The following is a 5,606-nucleotide window of genomic DNA, read 5'->3' as shown; positions in this document are numbered from 1 at the left end:
CGCCCACCCCCATCCGCACGCCCCAACGGCAAGCCTTGCACCCAGGCAAGCCCAAGCCGTTGCCCGCCGCAGGGCAGGGCTGCGCGCGCCTGTCACGCCTGGCACACCTGGCACACCTGGCACACCTGGCAAGTGCGGCGGCCATTACACCCATTGGGCGCAGGCCGCGCTGGTGTGGCTGCTGCTGGCGTTGGTGGTGGTGCCTTCGCTGGGGCGCCTGCACCAGGTAATGCACGCCCCGGCGCTGCAGGCGCACGCACTTTCACCAGCCGCAGCAGGGGCGGGCGCACCCATCACCGCAGCGCACACCGGCGAATCCAGCCACACCGCCCACGCACAGGGCCTGCTCGATTTGCTGTTGGCCCACCACGCGCCGGTGGATTGCCTGTTGCTCGACCAGCTGGCGCTGGGCGACGCATTGCACAGCGCCCCCACAGCGCTTGCCGCCCCGACGCCCGCGCAGGCGCCGCTGGTGCACCCGGCCGCCACCGCAGCGGCCCGCCATGTTGCGCTTTTTCAGGCCCGCGGCCCGCCTGCGGTCGGGTGACGGGTTCAGCCGGTTGAGCGTGTTGGCTGCCCTGCGCTGCGTTGTCAGCGTGTGGGCGGGCAGGCCACTTTCATCGGGCTTGAATCCATACGCCACCCCGGCGCAGCGCCAGGTGCCAGGTCTGCACTATCCCGTGCCGGTTTGAAGCCCTTTGCGCGCGCCGCAATGGTCGCCGTTTGCTGCAAACGCTCCTTATTTCATAGCTGCTAGCGCTTATCCATAAAGCGCTAGAGGCACTTTTTACTCATATTTTTGGTGGTTTCCTGTCCCCGGGCCGGAAAGCCGCGTGCCGCCCGGCACGCCCACCTATTTCTATTGCAACGCCGTCATGACACACCACACGCACCCCCTTTGCCCAGCCGATCGCCGCACTGCACAACGCCACCCAGCCCTGCGCCCCGTGGCCCTGGCCGCCATACTCACGCTGTGGGGCACCGGTTTGGCGCATGCACAGGCCAATGCGCAGGCAGCACCACAAACCGTAGGCAGCCTGCCCCCCGTCACCGTGTCGGCCAGCGGCCTGCAACTGGGCGCCAATGAAATGACCACGCCCACCGCCGTGCTGGAGGGCGACGAACTCGTGCGCCGCCGCGAGGCCACGCTGGGCGAAACACTGGGCAGCGAGCCCGGCATCACCAGCAGCCACTTCGGCGCCGGTGCCAGCCGCCCCATCATTCGCGGCATGGATGGCCCCCGCGTCAAGGTGCTGTCGGATGGCGCCGAGCTGCACGACGCCTCCACCATCAGCCCCGACCACGCCGTGGCGTCCGAGCCCCTGCTGGCCACGCAGATCGAAGTGCTGCGCGGCCCCTCGGCGCTGGTGTATGGCGGCGGCGCCGTGGGTGGCGTGGTCAACGTGCTCGACGGCAAGGTACCCACCGCCATCCCGCAAAAGGGCATTGAGGGCAGCGCTGAGCTGCGCGCCAACACCGGCGCGGGCGAGGGGGCAGGGGCGTTCTCGCTGACCGGCGGCGCTGGCAACCTGGCCGTGCACGTAGAAGGCGTGGCGCGCGACGCGGGCGACTACCGGGTGGGCAAAGGCTGGGCGCCCGATGGCGAGCCCACCCGCAAAGTGCCGGGCAGCTTTAACCGCACCGACACCGGCAGCGTGGGCCTGTCGTGGGTGAGCGACCGGGGTTACCTGGGCGCCGCCTACACCCGCCAAGCCGCCCGCTACGGCCTGCCGGGCCACAACCACAGCTTTGAAGGCTGCCACACCCACGGCACCCACCTGCATTGCGGTGCGCACGACGAAGAAGACGGCCACGACCACGGCGCCGAAGAGCATGGCGACGTGCCCGTGGTCGACCTGCGCAGCGAGCGCTTGGACATCCGTGGCGAGCTGCGCAACCCCTTCACCGGCTTTTCAGCCCTGCGCCTGCGCGCGGGGGTTACCGACTACGTGCACGACGAAGTCGAAGACGGCGCTATTGCCACCACCTTCAAAAACAAGGCCTACGACACCCGCATCGAACTGCAGCACGAGCCGATTGCCGGGTTCAAGGGCGTGGTCGGCCTGCAAACCTCGCAGCGCAAGTTCAGCGCCATTGGCGAAGAGGCCTATGTGCAGCCCACCGTCACCCGCAAGACCGGCCTGTTTGTGCTGGAGGAATACCGGTGGAACGACTGGCGCTTTGAAGCCGCCCTGCGCCACGACCGCCAGACGGCCGAGGCCTTAGCGTCAGGTTCGGCCGGCGGCACCGAACGCAGCCACAACGGCACGTCCGCATCGCTGGGCGCGGTGTGGAAGTTCACGCCCGGCTACCAGGTGGGTACATCCTTCACCCGCGCCAGCCGCGCCCCGTCGGCCGAAGAGCTGTATGCGCGCGGCCTGCACATGGCCACCAGCACCTACGAACGCGGCAACGCCAACCTGCGCTCTGAAACATCGCAGAACATCGACCTGAGCCTGAAGAAGACCAGCGGCGACACCACCTTTGGCATCAGCGTCTTTCGCAACCGCATCAGCAACTACATCTCCGGCCGCACGCTCGACGAGGTGGACGGCCTGCAACTGCTGCAATACAGCCAGGCCGACGCCACCTTCACCGGCATCGAAGGCCAGGTGCGCCAGCGCGTCACGCGCACCATGGGCGTCACCCTGTTCGGCGACACCGTGCGCGCCAAACTCGACGGCGGCGGCCTGCTGCCCCGCATCCCCGCCACCCGTGCGGGCGTGCGGCTGGATGCCAACTGGAACGCCTGGGAAGGCCAGGTCGAATGGGTACAAGTGGCCCGCCAAAACCGCGTGGCAGCGTTTGAAACCGCCACGCCCGGCTACGGCATGCTGAACCTGGGGGTGAGCTACCGCGGCCAACTGAGCAGCGGCACGCCGTGGCAGGTTTACCTGAAGGCCAACAACCTGACGGATCGCTTGGCGTATGCGCACACCAGCTTCATCAAAAACGCAGCGCCGTTAATGGGGCGCAACATCACCGTGGGAGTGAAGGTGGCGTTTTGATGTGGATGACGGTTTGATGTGATTTGGCGCGACCGGGCTGGCAGTGGAGAGTAGCGCGCTGCTGGCGCCGGTTGCAATTGGTGAGTTGGTAATGAACCCGCAGTGGACGGGATCTGCTGGAGACAGTTTGCGACCCATAGCAGTCATTAGCTAGTGATAGAGGGCAAAGTTTTAGTGCTCTATCCTTTCTTTACTGGGCGGCGGATCAACACAACAACCAGCGTCACGACCGTCAGCGGTACGACGAAGCTGAGCATGACGCCCGAGAATGCTGGCAGCGCATCGTGCTGCTGCGCGGCCATGATCAAGTAAGCCACGTATGCGACGTAGTAGCCCAGAAAGACCCCGCCTTCCCAGCGAGCGATCTCGCGACCAGTCATGAACACGGGGAGGCAGGCAAACGCCACTGCCACCATGACCCAGATGTCAAAGGCCAGCAGCGATGGAGCCATGTCTAACCCCAGGTCACCCGACACTAGGCCCGAGACACCCAGGCAGCCCAGAATGTTGAAGGTATTGCTTCCCACCACATTGCCCACTGCGATGTCCCGTTCGCCCTTGATGACTGCGGCGATGCTGGTGGCAACCTCGGGCATGCTGGTACCAGCGGCAACGATGGTCAGCCCAATGATCAGGTCGCTCACCCCCATGGCCTTGGCGAAACTCACCGATGCTTGCACTAGGTACTCGGAGCCGAACACTAACGCAGCTAGGCCAGTGACAATCAGCAGCAACTGAACCGGCAACCGATCGTCCCAGGCGCCGGGGGCAGAGGGTTTGATCTCAGCCGCGTATTCGTCCTTGGCGAGCTGGGTTTCGCGCCGTGACTGAACGATCAGTAACACTGTGTAAGACACCAGCAGCACGAAGAGAAAACCGCCATCGAAAAACGAAAGTTGACCGTCCAACCCCAAGGCGAGCAAGAGAAAACATGCACCGATCATGATCGGTACCTCCTGGCGGATCAGCTGAATGTTGACCACCAGCGGTGCAATCAACGCGCTGATGCCAAGTATGAACAGAACGTTGAATATGTTGCTGCCCACCACGTTGCCAATCGCAATGTCGGTTTTCCCATCGAGCACGGCCCCCACGCTGACTGCAACCTCGGGTGCGCTTGTGCCGAGCGCAACGATCGTCAGTCCCACGACCAGCGGACTGATGCCAAACGACAGGGCCAGCTTGGAAGAGCCTCGCACCAACAAGCTGGCACCCATGACCAGCAAGAAAAGCCCGCCGAGAAATAGAAGGATGTTCATGACTGAGCACTGTAGCTAAGAACCAAGTGGCACAGCTTACCAGGCGCGTACCTTTATCTAGCCTCCATGCATGCCATAGCTCGCCATAAGTCCCACTTATCGAGTGTCGGCTTCTGGCCGATTTCAGCCGCTCCCAAACAGATCGACTGGGCAAGCCGTCAAGCGCCGCATTTGGCTGCGGGACCTGGTCGCGTGTGGTGTGGCAGTGCCACTGCTCGCACTTGCCCTTTGGCGTGACCATGGCCAGACTCCGTGGGTCAAAAACGGCTGGGCAGGTTTGCCCGGGCGCGTGCACCGAGGCATACCGAACCCACGCCACTTAGCCAGCGTCCTGAACCAGCCACAAGGCTTCGGTTCTTGGCACGCACGCCCCCGTCGGATAATTCGGACTCGGCAATCCGGGCAACGTCTTTCAAGTAGTACGGTGGACCGCCCCCCGTTTCTCGCCCGGTACAAGGAAAATCCCAAATGAATCAAGAGATCAGGCTCCGGCCCGAAATGGACTCTGATGTGAACGCCATTACCGACGTCACGGTTGCAGCGTTCAAAAACCTCGAGGTCAGCGACCACACCGAGCAATTTGTCGTCACGGCGCTGCGCGCAGCCAAGGCGTTGACGGTTTCGCTGGTTGCTGAACTGGATGGCCGTGTCGTCGGACACATTGCTTTCTCTCCCGTCATGCTGTCGGACGGCACACCGCAGTGGTTCGGCCTGGGGCCTGTGTCGGTGCTGCCGGAGTTTCAGCGCCAGGGCGTTGGCAAGGCGCTGATTGAGGAAGGGCTGTCCCGTCTGAAAGGCATCAACGCCCGAGGCTGCTGCCTTGTGGGGCACCCTGCGTATTACCGGAAGTTCGGTTTCAAAAACACGCCTGAGCTTGGGCTGGAGGGGGTGCCACCGGAAGTGTTTTTTGCCCTCTCGTTTGACGGGCACATGCCGCACGGGGCCGTCACCTTCCACGACGCCTTCAGGGCGAACCACTAGGAGCCTGTCGGACTTGGAAATCGTCGGCTGCAAATCGGCCGCAGCGGTCCATTTTTTACCGTCTTTTTGCCCCATAGCGGGGCTATGGGGCTGCAAATCCGGCAAAAACTGTCCTCGCTGGGGCCGCTTTTCGCTTTCGACGCTCCAAGTCCGACAGGCTCCTTGTCCCCTGAATCATTGCAATTGAATGCGCCACCGCCCACCTTTCGCGGCATGCCAAGCACAATGCTGACCTGCGAACAACCTGTTGAACTTGGCAAAGACCGACCTCCCCAAATGCGCCTGATCGCCTCCCCTCGCTCCCTGGCCTGCCTGCTTGTTGCCACCCTGGCCGCCTGCGGCAGCACCCCGCCCAGCG

The 5,606-nt window shown here is 63.9% G+C and carries 5 protein-coding genes; 4 read left to right on the top strand and 1 reads right to left on the bottom strand.

Annotation, left to right across the window (positions count from 1 at the left end):
- Together DTW89_RS18565 and DTW89_RS18560 are read left to right on the top strand one after the other, a co-directional pair.
- Positions 1-547 (top strand): hypothetical protein (locus DTW89_RS18565; protein ID WP_330863512.1); only part of this gene is annotated, 547 nt, incomplete at its 5' end.
- Positions 548-875: 328 nt separating this feature from the next.
- On the top strand, positions 876-3,008 hold the full coding sequence (locus DTW89_RS18560; protein WP_114657014.1) for a TonB-dependent receptor domain-containing protein: 2,133 nt from the start codon (positions 876-878) through the stop codon (positions 3,006-3,008).
- 179 nt (positions 3,009-3,187) lie between these two features.
- On the opposite strand, the gene DTW89_RS18555 is transcribed toward DTW89_RS18560, so the two are convergent.
- The gene (locus tag DTW89_RS18555; RefSeq protein WP_114657013.1) at positions 3,188-4,267 is read right to left on the bottom strand and encodes a calcium/sodium antiporter; all 1,080 of its coding nucleotides are present in this window, start codon (positions 4,265-4,267) and stop codon (positions 3,188-3,190) included.
- 468 nt (positions 4,268-4,735) lie between these two features.
- Here DTW89_RS18555 and DTW89_RS18550 point away from each other — a divergent pair, with 468 nt between their 5' ends.
- Positions 4,736-5,248, top strand: coding sequence for a GNAT family N-acetyltransferase (locus DTW89_RS18550; RefSeq protein WP_114657012.1), 513 nt, complete (start codon positions 4,736-4,738; stop codon positions 5,246-5,248).
- Positions 5,249-5,332: 84 nt separating this feature from the next.
- A partial coding sequence (locus DTW89_RS19845; RefSeq protein ID WP_236637211.1) for a hypothetical protein occupies positions 5,333-5,606 on the top strand: 274 nt, incomplete at its 3' end.

Origin of the sequence: Acidovorax sp. BoFeN1, assembly GCF_003345135.1 — a bacterium.
Lineage (GTDB): Bacteria > Pseudomonadota > Gammaproteobacteria > Burkholderiales > Burkholderiaceae_C > Acidovorax > Acidovorax defluvii.
The sequence above is the reverse complement of the archived record's forward strand: the minus strand, read 5'-3'. Positions and strand labels throughout refer to the sequence as shown.

What these genes read in the sequence shown, in the direction of transcription:
- DTW89_RS18560 (WP_114657014.1), top strand. Translation starts at nt 876, where the DNA reads ATGACACACCACACGCACCCCCTTTGCCCAGCCGATCGCCGCACTGCA.
- DTW89_RS18555 (WP_114657013.1), bottom strand. Translation starts at nt 4,267, where the DNA reads ATGAACATCCTTCTATTTCTCGGCGGGCTTTTCTTGCTGGTCATGGGT.
- DTW89_RS18550 (WP_114657012.1), top strand. Translation starts at nt 4,736, where the DNA reads ATGAATCAAGAGATCAGGCTCCGGCCCGAAATGGACTCTGATGTGAAC.